Source organism: Vibrio sp. 1-Bac 57 (assembly GCF_037546855.1).
Taxonomy (GTDB): Bacteria; Pseudomonadota; Gammaproteobacteria; order Enterobacterales; family Psychromonadaceae; genus Psychromonas.
The window spans coordinates 22,528-39,768 of record NZ_JALAAC010000016.1 but is presented as its reverse complement, the minus strand read 5'-3'; the positions used below and the strand labels follow the sequence as shown (position 1 = coordinate 39,768).

Genomic DNA, 17,241 nt, shown 5'->3' with positions numbered 1-17,241 from the left:
GCAATGCATTTATTAGCGGCACAACCGGGTGGATTTGTTGAACAAGAAGGCATTGTTGATTTAGCGCAATCGCCTGCGCCTTTGGTTGTATTTAGTGCCGCCGATAGCCAATTAACTGCTTTGTCAGCGGGCTTTAAACAAGCCTATGTTGTGCATAGGCTTGTTGAAACGCGTTTGGTTAATTGGACTAACTTATTAAAACCTGCTGCTTTTGACCTTTATGAAGATAAAGTGCTAGAGCAAGCAGAGGTCGTGGTGGTGTCGCTATTAGGTGGCAAAGCTTATTGGCAGTATGGCGTGGAAGGATTACTTCGTTGGTCAAAAGCAAAACCCAATCGCACCCTTATTTTGGTACCCGGCGATGATAATGTTGACCCTGAGTTAATTGAATTATCAACCGTGCCTGAGAAGACGCAATATCAAGTGTGGCGTTATTTACGCAGTGGTGGGCTTGATAACAGCGCACAACTTTTTGCTTATTTAAATCAGTTATATTTTGAGTTAAATGTTGAATGCAATGAGGCGGTATTTTTACCCGTGGCGCAGTTCTATAATCAACAACAAATTCAAGCTAACTGGCAAGCTGAACAAAAAACGGTGGCGTTAATTTTTTATCGTAGCCACTTACAATCTGCTAACTGCGAGATGTTTGACCAATTTATTGATCTGATGGTGTCAAGTGATTTAAACCCGTTACCAATAGTGATTAGTTCGTTAAAAGATGAACAAGCCATGCGTGTCGTTAATGAATTATTAGTGGAACACGATTGTCGTTTAATACTCAACAGTACTGGTTTTGCCGCAAATACGGTTAGTAGCCCGGGTTTAAGTTCACAGCCGAATAGCTTTAAGCGTTTATTTGCTGTTGATATCCCCATTCTACAACTAGTGCTTTCAAGCAGTACTCTACAAGATTGGACTGATTATAAACAAGGCCTACGCAGCCGTGATATCGCCATGCAAGTGGTCTTACCGGAAATGGATGGCAAAGTATTAACCCGTGCTATCAGCTTTAAAACCGAAGCCTTTTTTGATCAGACAACTCAAATATCATTAGTCCAATATCAATTACATTCAGAGCGTGCTCAGTTTGTCATTGAGTTGGCTAAAAAATATATTCAGCTCTCTCAAACCGATAATAAAGATAAACGAATTGCGCTGATTTTAGCTAACTATCCGACCAAAGATGGCCGTATTGGTAATGGTGTAGGATTAGATACGCCCAATTCTACAGTGAATATATTAAATGCCTTAAAGGACGCAGATTATCCTATTGATAGCGTACCTGAAAACGGCAACAAACTGATTGAAACTTTATTAGAATCAGTGACCAACAATCCCAATACATTACATCATTTAGCCTGTTGGCAGAGCTTGTCTTTAAGTGATTACAAAAAAGCCTTTGCAGATTTACCGTTAGCCAGCCAGCAAGCCATTATAGAACGTTGGGGTAAACCCGAAGACGATATTAAATGTCGTGATGGACGTTTAATGATTTCAGGTATTCGCTTAGGTGAAACCTTTCTCGGTATTCAACCTGCACGTGGTTTTAATATCGACCTATTAGCAAACTATCACGACCCTGATTTAGTGCCGCCACATAATTATTTAGCGTTCTACTTTTGGTTACGATTTACTTATCAAGTGAATGCGGTGATTCATGTGGGTAAACATGGAAATTTAGAATGGCTACCGGGCAAAGGGCTCGCGCTTTCTAATGAATGTTGGCCAGATGCCGTATTAGGTCCTATGCCGCACTTTTATCCTTTTATTGTTAATGATCCCGGCGAAGGAGCACAAGCGAAACGACGTACTCAAGCGGTTATTATTGACCACTTAATGCCACCGATGACACGTGCAGAAACCTATGGTGAACTGGCTGAATTAGAAGGGCTGGTGGATGAGTATTACCAAGCTCAAGGTTTAGATCTGCGCCGCGAAGTCTGGTTACGCGAGCAAATTTTAGCAAAAGTACAAGAAACCAATATTTTAGATGAATTAAATGCCGCTGCTCGAGAAGATGATAACCAAGTATTAGAAGAGTTAGATACTTATCTCTGTGATATCAAAGAAGCGCAGATCCGCCATGGTTTGCATATTCTCGGGCAACTGCCTGAGCCGCATAAAGTCGCTAATACCTTAATTGCTTTATTGCGTTTACCGCGTGGAGAAGGTGCGATTAATCAAGGTGTTTTACATTGCTTGGTGAGCGATTTTTCACTGATGGCAGAGGGCCAACCTTTTGACCCTTTAGAAGCTACTCGTGAACAATGGTGTGGCGAAAAACCTGAATTGTTAGCGAATGTTAGTGAAACTCTATGGCGAACCCATGCTGATACTCGTGAGCGCTTAGAATTGTTGGCGTTAGAATGGGTTGAGCACTTTTTACTTAACGATAACGACCTCATTGAGCTTAATCATTACCCAGCAACACAAGCATTATTGGTATATGCACAATCAACAATTCAAACGGCACTAAATCAAAGTGTTGAAAATGAATTAAGTGCGATTATTGACGGGTTAGATGGGAAATTTATTGAAGCAGGGCCAAGTGGCGCACCAACCCGTGGCCGCTTAGATACCTTACCAACAGGTAGAAATTTCTACTCCGTTGATAATCGTGCTATCCCGTCAAAAGCCGCTTGGGTATTAGGGCAAGAATCGGCGCAAGCGTTAATTCATCGACATTTACAAGAACAGGGTGATTACCCTAAACAACTTGGTTTATCGGTGTGGGGAACCGCCACTATGCGTACAGGCGGTGATGATATTGCTCAAGCCTTTGCGCTGATGGGCGTAAAACCTATCTGGGCTCAAGCTAGTAACCGAGTGGTTGATTTTGAAATTATCCCATTTCAACTATTGAATCGTCCAAGAGTCGATGTGACGCTGCGTGTATCTGGCTTTTTCCGTGATGCTTTTGCTAATGTCATGGCACTTTTTGATGCAGCAGTCGTCGCGATTAGTGAACTCAATGAACCGGGAAATAGTAATCTCATTAAACAAAATATTAAACAACGTGAAGCGCAGCTAATCGCTGATGGTATGACAATTAGCGAAGCTAAACGTGAAGCCAGTTATCGCGTGTTTGGATCTAAACCTGGTGCCTATGGCGCAGGGTTACAAGGTTTAATTGATGAACGTTGCTGGGAACAAAAAAGCGACTTAGCAGAAGCCTATTTAAATTGGGGGGGGTACGCCTACGGCAATAGTGAAAAAGATGGCGTACAAGCTAAAGACGCTTTTTTACATCAACTCAGCAATATTGAAGTTGTGGTGCAAAATCAAGATAACAGAGAGCATGATTTATTAGATTCCGATGATTATTATCAGTTCCAAGGAGGCATGAGTAACGCCGCACAGGTTTACTCTGGTAAAGCGCCGACTATTTATCACAGTGACCATAGTAATCCAAGTAAGCCGGTTATTCGTACTTTGAAGGAAGAATTGAATCGAGTTATACGTTCACGTGTTTTAAATCCTAAATGGATTGAAGGTATGCGTGAACATGGTTATAAAGGTGCTTTTGAAATGGGAGCAACTGTGGATTATCTTTTTGCCTATGATGCAACGACTGACTTGATTGCGGATTATCAATATCAGCAAGTCACTGATACCTTGCTCTTTGATGACGTTAATCAGCAGTTTTTGAAAGATAATAATCCGCAAATTTTGGAAGAAATGGTTGAACGTTTAATGGAAGCGGCGCAACGTGGTTTGTGGCAAGCACCCGATGCCTACCGAGAAAAACTACAAGATCTGTTATTACAGTGTGATGAAATGCAAGAGAGTAAATCATGAAGAGTCTGCATAGTTATAAAGACAGTGAAAAGCAGGCTATTTATAAAGTAATTAAAGAGCGTCGCGATATGCGTCACTTTAATAATCAACCACTTGAACAAGGTTTATTAACACGCTTGTTAACCGTCGCAAACCAAGCACCGAGCGTTGGTTTAATGCAACCTTGGCGGTTTATTCGTATTACGGATAATAAACTAAAAACATCGATAAAAACGCTAGTAGAAACAGAGCGTAATATAACTGCTGACCTATTAAATCAACGTAAAAGTGATTTTTTAAAGCTCAAAGTGGAAGGCATTTCAGAATGTGCCGAATTGATCATTGTGGCCCTGCCCGAAGGTCGAGAAAAGCATGTATTTGGTCGTCGTACCATGCCAGATATGGACTTGGCTTCAGTCTCTTGCGCTATTCAAAATATATGGCTAGCGGCTCGTGCTGAAGGCATTGGCCTTGGTTGGGTCTCATTATTTGACCCAATTCAATTAGCTGCTTTGCTTAATATGCCGACAGATAGCCGACCGATCGCAATCTTGTGTATCGGTCATGTTGAAAAATTTTATGAAAAACCTATGCTGATTGAACAAAATTGGGCTCAGGCCGCTGAAATTGAAACTTTTTTGTTTGAGAATACCTGGCCTGAAAAGCCTGAAAAGCCTGAAAAGCCTTAAACGTTTTCAAAATTTAAAAGATAGACGTTTAAATGGAATGTTTACACTCGTGTCATGCTCCGCGAGCGAATGAAAAAGCATTAATACTTAATATTGTTAAGCTTAAATAAAAAATAAAGAGCAGTTAATTAGAATATCGAAAATAGCGTGAAAAATACTCAAATCAAAATAAGAAAGAGATTTAAAATGACTAATAAAGCAGTAAAAAAAGGCATCATGGTATGTGGTCACGGTAGCCGTGATAAAGACGCCGAAATGGAATTTTCATTGGTTGCTGAAGGACTAAAAAAACGTTTTCCAGACCTACCAGTTGAATACGGTTTTTTAGAATACTCAGCACCTAATATTCATATGGGATTAAATAACCTGATCGATCAAGGTGTTGAACATATTTATGCCGTACCAGGTATGTTATTTGCGGCTACTCATGCAAAAAATGATATTCCTTCAGTATTAACAACCTTTGAAGACAAAAATGAAGGTTTGCAAGTTAGTTACGGTAAAGAATTAGGTTTACAAGAGCCTATGATTAATGCATTTCAAGCACGTATTTATGAGTCATTAGGGTTAGATGCGAATAATCCTCCCGCTGAATTATACGATACTATGTTAGTTGTGGTTGGGCGTGGTACATCGGACACACAAGCGAATGCTGAAGCTGCTAAATTGACACGTATTGTTAGTGAGAATATGGGCTTTGGTTGGGCAGATACTGTTTATTCTGGCGTGACTTATCCATCGGTTGGTGTCGGTCTTGAAAAGCTAGTTAAACTTGATTATAAGCGTATTGTCGTTGCGCCTTATTTCTTATTTACGGGCCGATTAATCAAACGTATTTCTGGTTATGTTGATAAAGTTGCAAAAGAAAATCCAGGGATTGAATTCATCAATACACCTTACTTACGTGACCACGAAAAAGTCATCGATGCTTTTGAGGTGCGTGTTCGTGACATCATGGATAATACACAATCGAGTGAAGAAGATTTAATGGCTATATTTAAACGTCGTTTAGCCGCGGGTGAAATTGATGTTCATCATCACCATGCTGAATATCAAGATCCAGAAGCGTCTAGTCAAGAGCATCGCGACAGTAAAGAACACAGCCACGATCATGCTCACGACCATAGCCATTCACATGACGACTCTCATAAACATGATGGTCATAGTCATTCACACGATCATTCGCATAGCCATTTACACCAACATTCGCACAGCCATAGCGAGCCTGAGCCTCATAGTCATGGTGTTTACAAACATATCGCTCATCCGTTAGGGCCAAGAACAATGATTGGTGAAGGCATCTGTTGTTGTTTCATGAGCCAATTCCCTCAAGAGTTATTGGACGAAGAGATGGAGCGTATTAATAATGGCGTACAAGGTGAGGCACTAGCACATAGAAAATAGTAACTGTAAGCAGTATTTGTAAATTTTGTAGGCGCTAATAATGAGAAAGTTAGTAGCATTAGCGCTTACAGGATTTAATCTTTCTGTGAACTAAAGGTTAGCTTTTATGTCAGAAATTATCAGGCTTTAAAAGCTAAAATAATTTAAAAATGTAAGCGTTATGATTGATTAATAGTTGCCTTAACTAATAGTTGCCTTAACTAATAGTTACGTTAATTAATATTTACGTTAATTAATATTTACGTTGATTAATAGTTACCTTAATTAATTGATATTCATTCAGCTAACTAATGCTAAAGTTTACAATGCCAAATATGCTAGCCCTCAAGCTATACTTATTAACTAATACAAGAGCTTATATTGAATAATAAAATTAACTTTTATCTTGCTCGTCATGGCCAAACCGAGTGGAATTTACAGCGACGTATTCAAGGGCAACTTGATAGTGGGTTAACACAAGCAGGTCAACAGCAAGCCTCACAGTTAGCAGTTAAGTGTGCTGATTTGAACATTACGCAAATACTCACATCACCACTCGGACGTGCCGTTGATACCGCTAATATTTGTGCTCAATATTTGCAGTTGCCCGTTAAACAAGTCGTTGGCTTTGAAGAGCGTCATTTTGGTGATTGGCAGGGGAAGTTAGTTAGTGAAATGAAAAGTAATCCTAATTATGTAGAAATAACCTCACAAATAACCGATTTCCAACCAAGTCAGGGTGAAAGTGCAAAACAGTTATTAACCCGTTTTCAAAATACATTAATTAAACAGCTTGAAGCATCCAGTGATGAGATAAATTTAATTATTAGTCATGGTGATATCTTACGTTGCTTTATGGCAAAGTGGTTTGCTTTTGATCAGCAATCGCAAGTTCATGTGGCATCAACAACGGCATCACCAGTTATCCCGGCAACCAGCACAGGTTATGACTATCAGAATGCACAGTTAATCGCATTAAGTTACGATATTAAGACGGGTACTTTCTCAGCGCTATGATGTTATTTATTACTTTGATCATGGCATTGACCATTGATCATTATATTGGCGAGCCTAATCGTTTTCATCCTCTGGTTATATTCGGAAATTTAGCTCAAAAATTAGAAAAAAGATTAAATAAAGGCAGTGACAAGCAACGCTTTTGGTCAGGGATATTAGCTTGGTTAGTACTGGTTTTACCGGTGCCATTAACATATTGTCTTTTAATGTTATTTTTGCCGACTTACCTGATGGTGCTGATTAACATTTATATTGTGTATTGGGCCGTTGCATTAAATAGTTTGAATGTGCACGGTATGCAAATTTATACACCGTTAATGAATGGTGACTTAACCAAAGCACAACACTTCTGCTCCTATATTGTAAGCCGAGATACCAGCCAGTTAGATCAGCAAGCCATTAGTCGCGCAACCACAGAATCAATGTTAGAGAATGGTCATGATGGTGTCACTGCAACGCTTATCTATTTTGTGTTGGGCGGAGCGCCTTTGGTCATTGTGCATCGCCTAAGTAACACATTAGATGCAATGTGGGGTTATCGTACGCAGCAATTTAATTATTTTGGTAAGTTCAGTGCGCGTATGGATGATATTTTAGGATTTGTGAGCGCTAAAATAACTACGTTATTATTTGCTGTCATTGCTTTAATGAAAACTAGCAATATCATTAAAAACATTAGTCTAAGTAAGCAAGTGATGGTCAATGCCTATCGCCAAAGTTTATCCTACAAAAGCCATAACGGTGGTTGGGTAATGGCATCAGGTGCAACGCTACTTAATGTATGTTTGGGCGGTTCTGCGGTTTATTTTGGAAAAGTAGTACATTCTCCCCTGTTAGGGCAAGGTGAAACTGTTAATAGTAAACATATTAAAGCTAGCTTAAGTCTTGTCAAACAGGCGGTTATGGCTTGGTTACTTATTGTTTTTATTTATGAATATTGTCTCTAAATTCAACTTTAGGATAGAGTCATAAGTGCAATCAATAAAAATACTCGTTAGTGAAAGTACAGTTTTGAAGCATAGCGTTCCTAGAACATAGTATTAAAAAATAGCATTACAGAAATCCAACAAGGTGCAATCGAATAATGGCAATATTACATGGCGGACAGCTTAGTCGCGTCGCAAAGCAGTATCAAATCCCGGAGAAAGAGTGGGTAGATCTGTCTACGGGCATTGCACCATTTAGTTACCCGATCCCCAATATTCCAACTCATGTATGGCAAGATCTTCCTACTATTTCGCAAGGTTTAGTCAATGCAGCTAAAGCCTATTATCAAGCACAGTATTGTTGGCCGTTAGCTGGCAGTCAGCAATTGATTGAAAAATTACCTGAACTGTGGAATTGTAAAGTGGCTGAACTCAATAAAACTCCACCCAAAGATAAGCATGCCTATTTACCTAAAGTAGGTTATAAAGAACACCAACAAGCTTGGTCTAAAGCTGGCTATCAATTACATTTTTATCAACAGTCATTACCCAGTGAGATACAAAAAAATAGTGTGGTGGTGGTGATCAATCCAAATAATCCTCTAACCGATGCTTTTACTATTGATCAATTAAAAAAATGTCAGGAGCTATGTACCCAGCAACAAGCTTTATTGATCATTGATGAAGCATTTGCAGATGTTTTTGAGCCTGAATTTAGTTTTATTTCTCACCTTGCGGATTTAAATGATATAACCTATCAAGAACATCGCTTAGATCAAATTAGAGCAAATGTGATTGTATTACGCTCCGTTGGAAAATTTTTTGGGCTTGCTGGTTTACGTATTGGTTTTGTTTGTAGTAGCCAAGCGTGGTGTGAAACTATTCAAGAAAATATTGGACCTTGGTCAATCAATGGACCAGCATTATTTATTACCGAACAGGCTTTGAAAGATAAAACGTGGCAAGTAACTCAAAAAATGCGATTACAGCAACAAAGCAAAGCAATGCGAACTATACTCAAAACACATTTTGTAGGTGCACGTATTGAAGCCAATGCATTGTTTATTACTGTTTTTCTGAATCAAGCCTCAGATGTTTATCATCAGCTTTGTGAACAAGGTATTTATGTCAGATTAACCGATGAAAATGACTCATTACGTTTTGGCATTGCTAATGAAACTCAATTTAAAAAATTGAAGTTGGCATTAATGAATGTGACTAGTCATTAATCTAACTTTACGTTCATTGTTTGACTATGAGTGTTATAAGTTACTTATTTTAATATCTGTAAATTTAGATCCAGTCTTAACGTTAAGGGAGGTGGAAAGTGGCGTTTTTTGAAAACTTACTCGATAGATACGAAAAAAACGGCGCAATTTTAACGTTACAATTAGACGGGACTATTCTCGAGGTTAATCAGTACTACTTAAAAATGCTCAATACAACCACTGATAATACCATTGGTAAAAATATTAAAGAGTTTGATCTGCATTTAGCTGAACAGGGTATTTCAACACTGCACAATACAACCTATGGGCATTATCATTCTCGTTTACTTACCATGAATGCTAATACGACTCCCGTTGAAGTCGTATTTTTCCGCCGCCATGATCAAACCAATGTGATCACTTTATTTATTAAAAACTTATCTTACTTAGATGAAGCAAAGCATGCGTTATCTTTTTTATCGAAAATGTATCGAGAATATAAAGAAGCAGTATTGGTTACAGATGCATCGGGTTATATTTTATGTGCTAACGATAGTTTTAGTGAAATTACAGGATACTCCAGTCAAGAGGTGTTGGGTAAAACACCCGCGATATTAAAATCAGGTAAACAAGACAAGCATTTTTATCGTAAATTTTGGCAAGAGTTAGTAAATACCGGTAGTTGGCATGGTGAGATTTGGAATAAACGTAAAAATGGTGAGGTATTCCCAGAGTGGTTAAATGTCTCATGTTTAAAAGACGACAATGACATTATTACGCATTATATTTGTCAATTTAACGATATCACCACATTAAAAAAATCAATAGAAGAAAAGAAGTTTCATACTTATTATGACTCATTGACTTGTTTACCTAATCGTAGATTATTATTTGAAAAACTAGCTGAATTACAAAAGTCTAATGCAGTTAAACCTGCTTATTTTGCGGTTTTGTGTTGTGATTTAGACCGTTTTAAAATGATTAACGACACATATGGTCATCATGTGGGTGACGAGCTCTTAAAGTGTATTGCTAATCGCTTTGAAAGACGATTAAGAGATAATGACATACTTGCACGAAGTGGCGATGATGAGTTTGTTGTTGTTATCGAAGGTGAAGAGTCACTTAAAAACATAGATAAAATAACAGCTAAACTATTAACTATCTTTGATCGTCCTTTTCTTACTGGGTATGGACAATTTAAAATGTCGATCAGTATTGGCATTAGTCAGTTCCCTGTAAATTCAACGGATTTACGCGAGCTTATCTCTTTTGCCGATGTAGCGATGCAAAAAGTGAAGCGCTTAGGTGGTAATCAATATGCGATTTTTGATTCATCAGAGAAGCAGTTAGTTCGACAACAACACTTGTTAGAGCAAGATATAAAAGTGGCTTTATCTAGGCAAGAGTTTGAAGTCTGGTATCAGCCTCAAATTAATTCAATTACCAACCAGGTTTATGGTGTCGAATGTTTACTAAGATGGAAACATTATGATCATGGCATTATCTCACCTAATATCTTCATTCCGATACTTGAATCTAATGGCATGATGAAAGAGGTCGGTGACTTTGTCATTGAAACGGCCTGCATGCAGGTGAAAAAATGGCAAAACAAACAAAAGTTTAACGGTATTGTCGCGATCAATGTTTCCCTACGACAATTAGACAATGAAGGTTTTGTATCAACCATCGAGAATATACTTAATAAGTATCAGATAGAAGGTTGCTCAATAGAACTTGAAGTGACGGAATCTTTGTTCTCGGAAAATAATAAATACTTGATCCCAACACTACATAAATTAAGAGCTTTAGGTATCAAGTTATCAATAGATGATTTTGGTACTGGGTACTCTTCGCTACAGCGTTTGAAAACGTTACCCGTTGATAATGTAAAAATAGATAAGTGTTTTATCGATAACATTGTTGATTCAGAAAAAGACTTATCCATCATCAATGCGTTGATCTTATTATCAAAAACCTTCAAATTTGGGTTGGTCGCAGAAGGTATTGAAAGCAAACAACAAGCAGATTGTTTGAATCGATTAGGTTGTTTCAATCATCAAGGCTTTTTGTACAGTAAACCTCTCAGAATTAACGATTTTGAAACATTACTTGATGATCATAAGGTTAATCATTTACACCTCTAAGTTCATCTGTCATCTTTAATACTTTAGTCTCTTTGCTAATTTCTTGGCAACCATCGCTTGCTAAAAATTTTATGCAGGGAGAAACCTCTAACCCTATACCTCTAACCTTATAATTGAAGAGAGATTATCATGAAAAAATTTATTACATTTGTATTGTTCTCGTTTTTTGTTTCCGGCTATGTGCAAGCTTCAGAAGGTCTAATTTCAGTTGAGAGTGAGCATTCAGCAAAAGAGACCGCAGATAAATTTGCATCAATCGTAGAAAAAAAAGGTTTAACACTTTTTGCTAAAATTGATCATCAAAAAAATGCTGCTGGCGTTGATTTAACAATAAGATCAACGGAAGTGATCATCTTTGGTAATCCCAAGGTTGGTACGCCAATTATGCAATGTTCACAACTAGCAGCCATTGATCTTCCCCAAAAAGTATTAATTTGGACTGATGCGGATAACAAAGTTTGGCTTACTTACAACGACCCAGAGTATATGAAGCAACGCCATGATTTGAAAGGATGTGACAAAGTATTAATGAAAGTATCCAACGTATTAAGTGGCTTAACGCAAGCGGCTGCAAAATAACTAACGCTTTTAATTGCTAATTGCTAATTGTTGATTGTTGATTTTTAGTGAATAAAATCAATTGCTTGGATTTATAAAGTTACAAATGGTCGAACCCTATGTTGAATAAATTCGCTATAGGGTTTGACGCCTTCGCAACATAATGGCTTATTAAACTAACACCTCAAAATTTAAGGGAATTTATGAAACTATCTTCTATTGCTTTACTTTCAATCGCTGCTATTAGCTTTAATACTCAAGCTGACTTATTGGGGGATATTCAAGAAAAAGGAGTACTAACTATTGGTACAACGGGCGACTACAAACCTTTTAGTTATTACGATGATACACAGTATTCTGGTTACGATATTGATGTTGCAAAACATTTTGCAGAGCAGTTAGGCGTTGAAGTACGTTTTGTGCAAACGACTTGGAAAAATCTAGTCGGAGATCTTAAACAAGGAAAATATGATATCGCAATGGGTGGGATCACTCGTCGAATGTCACGTCAATTAGCAGCTGAACAATCTCAAGGCTATATGACCTTCGGTAAAGTATTTTTGGTTGCCAATGGCAAGCAAGGCCAATACGACACATTAAAAGAAGTGAATGTACCGAGTGTTAAAGTAGGTGTTAATATTGGTGGAACTAATGAAAAATTCGCAGAACAATTTCTGACTAAAGCCACCATTGTAAAATATGAAAATAACCTTGATGTACCCAAAGCAGTATCCGCCGGTACGGTCGATGTGATGGTAACTGAAACTCCTGAAGCTTTATTTTACCAAGCAACGGATAAAACCCTACAAGCTGTAAGAGAAGAAAACCCATTTACCAAAAGCCAGTTTGGTTACCTCATGCCAGTAGGAGAGCAACGCCTATTAAACACAGTTAATTTCATCATGGATGAAATGAAATTAAAAGGCGTTGATAAAGAAATAATGAAGAAAAATTCATTATTATAATGAATACCAAATGACGATCTAGATTAGATCAAAATAACACCTTTCTCTTCTGGTAAGAGAAAGGTGTGTCGCCGATAGAATGAAATCAATGCTAATAATGATCAAACATTCACGTCGAGCTCAGACGAGCTTAAACCACTAACAATTACTATGAATGATAATCAAGCTGCCACAACGAGCGCAGTCGAGTCAAAACCGAAAGAAAGCTCATCAATGTTGAATCCGCCAAATTTTAAAAAATTAGACTCGTCAGCACTTACCGGTCATTAACATTTATATTGATTGCTTTGGTGCTGTTTGCTTCTGAATCATGGTACTAGCTGCAATAAGCGTCGCTGCACCAATCAATTGTACCTGTGTCATCGCGACACTTAAAAATAACCAGTTGATAAATATAGCTGCTACAGGAAAAAACATTTCAGCAAGTGTCGCCCAATGAGCAGGGATCCGCTTTAAGCCTTGGTAATAAAAATACATACCAAAAACACCGGAAAGTAGCGCCAAAATGGCAATTTTTTGAAAAATACTTATTTCAATAGTCGTGACTAAAGTTGGGGTGATAAACGCAAAAGGTAACATCCCTAAAAGTCCAAAACTAAAACGTCCAGCCATTAGATCGATGCTGTTTAGACCTTTTGAACTTAATTTTTTACCAAATACCGTTGCACTTCCCCAACTGATCACTGCAAATAAAGCCAGCCCGTAACCTAGTAGCGCCTTATTATTATGCTCCAAATCTCCTTCTCTAAAACTAGAGAGTAAAGCTTGTAGATCTGGCCAAATAAGCAACAAACTACCTAAAAGTGCTAAACTTAGCCAGATAAAAAATCGCGAGTTAATTTGTTCTTTTAATAATACGCAAGCTAAAGTGACCGCCACTAAAGGCTGTAGCTTTTGTAATAGGATAACTACAGTTGGATTAGCCAGATAAAAGGCTTCGGTGAAAGCTAAAGTGCCCAGTGCAGATCCAAATACGCCTATAACAATAAATGGGACAATAGTCTGGCGGCTAAGAAAGTTGAACTTGCGACGTTGCACAATAAAAAATGCGATAATCACAGTAACAAGGATCAGATGTTCAAATAAAACAATCTGTTGTGCATTTGAACCACCAAACAGTAAAGGATAGCGGATAAGAGTATCAGCGGCCCAAAGTAGGCACGCAAAAAATATAAAAGTAATACCTGTCATGACATTTCCTAAAAATAAAAAGGATAGAAAGACAGAGCTTGGAACGAATCTAATTCAATGATGCTGATATAGCAATTATAAATAACTGTAACACTAGAGTGATCTATTTTACTGCTTGAATTCAACTGTTAAGCGCACTTACCGGTTTCTTTATCGAATACTCCGCAAAAGAAGCAACTATAAAAAGCTAATGTGGTTAATCGTCAAACTCATCAATTCACACCTTTAACTAAGGCATATATACAGTGCAAAAATCACTACACTTTTTATTACAATTGCTATTAAAAATAGTAAAAGCTAAACATCACAGAATAAAACATACAGACGAAAATTTGACGAAGGTAAATGACTTTAAGAAAGCCATTAATCTTATAAAACTTATTCCTGTTTACACAAGACTACGCTTAGTTTGACAAAATTTAAAAAGTCACTCAAAAAAATGCTTCAACGACTTATAAGAACCGTAAAGCATTATTTGTTATGACTTTTAATCTGTTTGTTATCGATCTTCTTCCATCCGGACTATAACCGTCGGCTTTGGCCTCTCACCAAATCTGCTTGACCCTAACTTAATAGTTAGGCGCTCGTGGGCTCTTTTACTCACAAATATTGCTCGTAAAAATACCACCGGTGGGGAATTTCACCCCGCCCTGAAGTCGAATTGATTGAAACTATTTTATAAATAAATCAACCAAGCGTTATAGTAATAATATTTTTAAAAAAAACAAGTAAAATGAAGTGCTTGATGCTTCTATTTAATTAGCGAAATGAACAAATAAAATGCCCATTAATAATGTTCTTCATTTAATCACAATAGCGGAGCCCACAAGCTGAAATAAACTACAGAATTTAAGCTCGTAGAATAAAATTACTACAAAAAATAATGCCCAAACTTCCACAATAATACGTGACTCAATGTCCCTACAGCATGGCCACTGTCGAGTTTTCCCAAATCTTCAATGGCTTTTAGCAAAACCAAACTGGATGTTTGGATTAGGCTCGTTTGGCACATGGATGTGCCTTAACAGGCGGTGCGCTATAAAAGCGATTTATTATTTGGAACAGAGAACGTTCCCGTGTCAGTCTCTTTGACTTTTTGGAGTACTAATTTCTCTTCTGACAAAGGGAAAGTAAAGTTGTCGACATGGCGAAACAACTGTTAATAATAATCAAACTGCTACGACGAGCACAGACGAGCTAAAACCACTAACAATCACTATGAATAATAATCCAAGCTGACTCGACGAGCGCAGACGAGATGAAACTCAAAGCAAACTGGCAGATATATAGCTAAGCCACAATAGGACATCAACTCATAGTGGACGTACAACACCACCGTGCAGTTTTCCTAAGTCAGCAACTCCTTTTAGCAAAGCCAAACAGGACGTTTGGCTTAACTTCATTCAGCACAAGGATGTGCTGTATGAACTGGTGCGTTATAAAAGGAGTTTATTACTTGGAGCAGAAAACGCATCGGTGTCAGTTTCTTTGCCTACTTTCTTTTCTGATAAAAGAAAGTAGGGTAGCCGACAGGCCGAAACCACTGTAAATCATAATAAAACTGCCTCGACGAGCGTAGACGAGCTAAATATCAAACAACCTCACCAAAACAAGCGCTGGTCGCCATAAGGGCGAAATACCAAGCATACAATTAATCACACTGACCAGATGAGCGTAGGCGAACCTAACTCAACCTAACTAAAATCACACCCATACCAAGCAAACTCATTAATACAACAGACATAAAAAAGGCCTTACTCCAGTGAAACTGAAATAAAGCCTTAATACATTCAAACTTTTAACTTAAAAACCTCTAGCCTAAAAAAATGCTTGAGTGATTAGCTAAAAAACACTTTAAAAAATTATAATCCTAAAGATTCTAAAGTTTTAAGGGTTAAAGCACCTTGGTTAAGATTTTTATCTTTCTGATAAGCATTAACTGCTGCACTGGTTTCTGGACCGTAAACACCATCAATGCTTGAAATTTTATATTTCTCACCTTGTAGCGCACGTTGTAATTTTGTAACTACATCTGGCGTAGTGTTAGTTTCACACAAAATTTCTTGCCATCTTAAGTACGGTTCGGCCACTTTAACGGTTGTGTCATAAGTATCGTAAACGGCTGGAATAGAAATTTTCTTCTCCGTCGCTGGCGTATCTAAAACACGTGTTTTAACCATTTTACATAATGCTGGAATAGCAACTTCTCGTGTTGTCGCTGCCGTTGCTAAAGCGGTTTTAGTAACAGAACCATAGATAGCAGGAGTAGTAACCGTTTTCGTTGTTGCTGGTGTGACTAACTCTTTCTTAGTAATAGTTTCATAAACAGCCGGCGTTTTAACTTCTTTTGTTGTTGCAGGCGTAACTAGTTCTTGTCTAGATACAGTTTTGTACGTCGCTGCTGTTTTAACTTCTTTAGACGTTGGCGCGTTATCTAAAGCACGTGTTTTAACTGTTTTGTAAACCGCAGGAGTAACAACTTGCTTAGTATAAGCATCTTTATCCAATACTTTAGTTGTAACCGTTTTGTATACCGCTGGGAACTCAATCAAACACATGATATCACCCGTTGAGTGATCCACTTTTTCTATCTCGCCACGACCTTTTTTCCATGCGGTATAAGCAGGAGAAACTAACACTTGTGTTGACACTGTTTTATATGTCGCAGGGATGGTCACTAATGCTGTTTTTTCAGGTTCAACCATAATCGTTTCAGAAGTAACTTTATAAGTTGCAGGAGCTGTCACTAATGCTGTTTTTTCAGGCGCAACCATTATTCTTTCAGAAACCATTTTATAAACAGCAGGTACTGCCACTAGCCTGGTTTTCTCTGGTTCAACCATCACTCGCTCAGTTACTGTTTTATAAACAGCAGGAACAGGCACTAATTCTGTTTTTTCAGGCTGAACCATTACTTGCTCAGCAAAGGTTTTGTAAGTAGCTTCAACGGGTACTAGTCTTGAACTTGCTTCACGAATAGTTACTTTTTGCTCAACAACTTTATAAGTAGCTGGTGTAATTTGAATTTGCGATTGCGCTTCTTTAATTAAACGTTCAATGGGTCTTGTTTCATATTTTGCAGGTACTAATACCTTCGCATAACACTCACCAGCTTTAGCATGCAGAGGAACTAAAGAGTTTTGCACCGCATCTTTATCATTTAATTGTGTTTGTGACACCGTTGCTTGTGAGTTTAAATTCGCAATAGTATTATTTTTTGACTGAAGTTGCTCAGTCAGCGATTGAATTTCTTGATTTTTCATCATCAAGGCTTCATCTGAACTGTCAGTTGTAGTACATCCTGTAACACCTAACATAACTACCGCAGCAGCGGCTGATATTTTGAAGAATTTATTCATTTGATTTCCTTTTCGTTG

At 37.8% G+C, this 17,241-nt stretch carries 11 protein-coding genes and 1 riboswitch; of the genes, 9 read left to right on the top strand and 2 right to left on the bottom strand.

The features are described 5' to 3' along the window. The first annotated feature begins 3 nt into the window (after positions 1-3). From cobN to MT391_RS11690, 9 genes are all read left to right on the top strand, one after another. Positions 4-3,801, top strand: coding sequence for a cobaltochelatase subunit CobN (gene cobN, locus MT391_RS11730; protein WP_499498177.1), 3,798 nt, complete (start codon positions 4-6; stop codon positions 3,799-3,801). After that, on the top strand, positions 3,798-4,469 hold the full coding sequence (gene bluB / locus MT391_RS11725) for a 5,6-dimethylbenzimidazole synthase (RefSeq protein ID WP_499498175.1): 672 nt from the start codon (positions 3,798-3,800) through the stop codon (positions 4,467-4,469). The genes cobN and bluB overlap by 4 nt, the downstream gene beginning before the upstream one ends. Before the next feature lie 186 nt (positions 4,470-4,655). Further along, the gene (locus MT391_RS11720; RefSeq protein ID WP_499498173.1) at positions 4,656-5,873 is read left to right on the top strand and encodes a sirohydrochlorin chelatase; all 1,218 of its coding nucleotides are present in this window, start codon (positions 4,656-4,658) and stop codon (positions 5,871-5,873) included. 360 nt (positions 5,874-6,233) lie between these two features. Then, positions 6,234-6,869 (top strand): histidine phosphatase family protein, encoded by a 636-nt coding sequence (locus MT391_RS11715; protein ID WP_499498172.1) that lies wholly within the window; start codon positions 6,234-6,236, stop codon positions 6,867-6,869. After that, the gene (cbiB, locus tag MT391_RS11710; protein ID WP_499498170.1) at positions 6,866-7,816 is read left to right on the top strand and encodes an adenosylcobinamide-phosphate synthase CbiB; all 951 of its coding nucleotides are present in this window, start codon (positions 6,866-6,868) and stop codon (positions 7,814-7,816) included. The genes MT391_RS11715 and cbiB overlap by 4 nt, the downstream gene beginning before the upstream one ends. 137 nt (positions 7,817-7,953) lie before the next feature. Beyond that, complete coding sequence (locus MT391_RS11705; protein WP_499498168.1) at positions 7,954-9,024, top strand: threonine-phosphate decarboxylase; 1,071 nt, start codon at positions 7,954-7,956, stop codon at positions 9,022-9,024. Between the two features lie 98 nt (positions 9,025-9,122). After that, positions 9,123-11,150, top strand: a complete 2,028-nt coding sequence (locus MT391_RS11700; protein WP_499498166.1) for a sensor domain-containing protein — start codon at positions 9,123-9,125, stop codon at positions 11,148-11,150. A gap of 129 nt (positions 11,151-11,279) precedes the next feature. Beyond that, entirely contained in the window at positions 11,280-11,729 is a 450-nt protein-coding gene (locus tag MT391_RS11695) for a DUF302 domain-containing protein (RefSeq protein ID WP_499498164.1), read from the top strand. A 182-nt stretch (positions 11,730-11,911) separates the two neighbouring features. Further along, positions 11,912-12,673 carry a transporter substrate-binding domain-containing protein gene (locus tag MT391_RS11690; protein ID WP_499498163.1) on the top strand — a complete coding sequence of 254 codons (762 nt, stop codon included), beginning with the start codon at positions 11,912-11,914 and terminating at the stop codon, positions 12,671-12,673. A 273-nt stretch (positions 12,674-12,946) separates the two neighbouring features. Here MT391_RS11690 and MT391_RS11685 read toward each other — a convergent pair whose 3' ends face one another. Further along, positions 12,947-13,864, bottom strand: a complete 918-nt coding sequence (locus MT391_RS11685; RefSeq protein ID WP_499498161.1) for a DMT family transporter — start codon at positions 13,862-13,864, stop codon at positions 12,947-12,949. Between the two features lie 500 nt (positions 13,865-14,364). Continuing rightward, positions 14,365-14,526, bottom strand: a riboswitch (FMN riboswitch). A 1,200-nt stretch (positions 14,527-15,726) separates the two neighbouring features. Beyond that, positions 15,727-17,223 carry a peptidoglycan-binding domain-containing protein gene (locus MT391_RS11680; protein ID WP_499498159.1) on the bottom strand — a complete coding sequence of 499 codons (1,497 nt, stop codon included), beginning with the start codon at positions 17,221-17,223 and terminating at the stop codon, positions 15,727-15,729. Between the last annotated feature and the right edge of the window lie 18 nt (positions 17,224-17,241).

Excerpts from the sequence above, each read along its gene's own strand:
- cobN (WP_499498177.1), top strand. The coding sequence starts at position 4 with ATGCATTTATTAGCGGCACAACCGGGTGGATTTGTTGAACAAGAAGGC.
- bluB (WP_499498175.1), top strand. The coding sequence starts at position 3,798 with ATGAAGAGTCTGCATAGTTATAAAGACAGTGAAAAGCAGGCTATTTAT.
- MT391_RS11720 (WP_499498173.1), top strand. The coding sequence starts at position 4,656 with ATGACTAATAAAGCAGTAAAAAAAGGCATCATGGTATGTGGTCACGGT.
- cbiB (WP_499498170.1), top strand. The coding sequence starts at position 6,866 with ATGATGTTATTTATTACTTTGATCATGGCATTGACCATTGATCATTAT.
- MT391_RS11705 (WP_499498168.1), top strand. The coding sequence starts at position 7,954 with ATGGCAATATTACATGGCGGACAGCTTAGTCGCGTCGCAAAGCAGTAT.
- MT391_RS11695 (WP_499498164.1), top strand. The coding sequence starts at position 11,280 with ATGAAAAAATTTATTACATTTGTATTGTTCTCGTTTTTTGTTTCCGGC.
- MT391_RS11690 (WP_499498163.1), top strand. The coding sequence starts at position 11,912 with ATGAAACTATCTTCTATTGCTTTACTTTCAATCGCTGCTATTAGCTTT.
- MT391_RS11685 (WP_499498161.1), bottom strand. The coding sequence starts at position 13,864 with ATGACAGGTATTACTTTTATATTTTTTGCGTGCCTACTTTGGGCCGCT.
- MT391_RS11680 (WP_499498159.1), bottom strand. The coding sequence starts at position 17,223 with ATGAATAAATTCTTCAAAATATCAGCCGCTGCTGCGGTAGTTATGTTA.